This window comes from Streptomyces yerevanensis (assembly GCF_000716805.1).
Taxonomy (GTDB): Bacteria; Actinomycetota; Actinomycetes; order Streptomycetales; family Streptomycetaceae; genus Streptomyces; species Streptomyces flaveus.
Genome location: NZ_JNWJ01000192.1, coordinates 1 through 1,215, shown reverse-complemented (window position 1 = coordinate 1,215; position 1,215 = coordinate 1). Strand labels below are relative to the sequence as shown.

Below are 1,215 nucleotides of genomic sequence, written 5' to 3'. Positions count from 1 at the left end.
TGCGGGTGTCGAAAATTCCATCCATGGTCTGTGACGTGCAGGTTCTTGTAGGCGGCCGATGGATGGCGGACAGGCGTGTCAGGCTGATCGATCGTGCTGCTACGACTGCCCTACCTCGCTGTGTCGAGCGTGTTCGCCTTCATACGGCTCCTGCCGATGAGCGACGTGGACAAGGACATCGAGATATTGACGCTGCGCCACCAGCTGGCCGTCCTGCAGCGCCAGACCGACAGGCCGCGTGTCACGACGGCGGACCGCGCCTTCCTTGCCGCGCTCCTCCACCGGCTCCCGAGGCCCAAGCTGCGGCAGTTGCACCTGATCGTCTCCCCGGACACGATCCTGCGGTGGCACCGCGATCTCATGCACCGCCGCCACGCCGACGCCTCCCGGCGCAAACGGCCCGTCGGCCCGTCGGCCCGTCGCAGCATCCAGGCTCTCGTCCTGCGCCTGGCGCGGGAGAACTCCGGATGGGGCTACAGAAGGATCCACGGCGAACTCGCCGCCCTCGGCATCAAGATCGCCCCTTCCACGGTGTGGGAGATCCTCAAGCAGCACGGGATCCAGCCTGCCCCCGAACGTGACCGCCAGACCTGGGCCGCCTTCCTGCGCAGCCAGGCGCACGCGATCCTGGCCTGCGACTTCTTCACCGCCACCACCCTGAACGGCACGAGCGTGTACGTCTTCGCCGTCATCGAGCACGCCAGCCGCCGCATCCGCATCCTCGGCGCGACAGCCCACCCCACCGCGGACTGGGTCACCCAGACCGCGAGGAACCTGGTCATGGACCTTCAGGACGCCGGCGCCACCGTCACACACCTGCTCAGGGACCGCGACGGCAAGTACACCCGCGCGTTCGACGCCGTCTTCGAGGCCGAGGGTATCGAGATCGTCACCACCGGCATCCGCATCCCCCGCATGAACTCGATCATGGAGCGTTGGGTGCAGACCTGCCGACACGAGCTACTCGACCGCACCTTGATCTGGAACCTGCCCCACCTGCTCCCCACACTCGCCGAGTTCGAAGTGTTCTACAACCAGCACCGGCCCCACCGCACCCTGCACAGCGCAGCACCCCTGCGACCGGTCCCGAACCGATCACCGAACCCGAGCGGCTCGACCGACTGGACGTCCATCGACGTGATCGACTCGGCGGCCTCCTCCACCAGTACACACACGCCGCCTGACCGGCACGGACGTAATAATCGGCACCCGCAG

The 1,215-nt window shown here is 67.1% G+C and carries 1 pseudogene; it reads left to right on the top strand.

Annotation, left to right across the window (positions count from 1 at the left end):
• The first annotated feature begins 93 nt into the window (after positions 1-93).
• Positions 94-1,184, top strand: a pseudogene (locus OP79_RS50300) (integrase core domain-containing protein).
• Positions 1,185-1,215 lie beyond the last annotated feature (31 nt).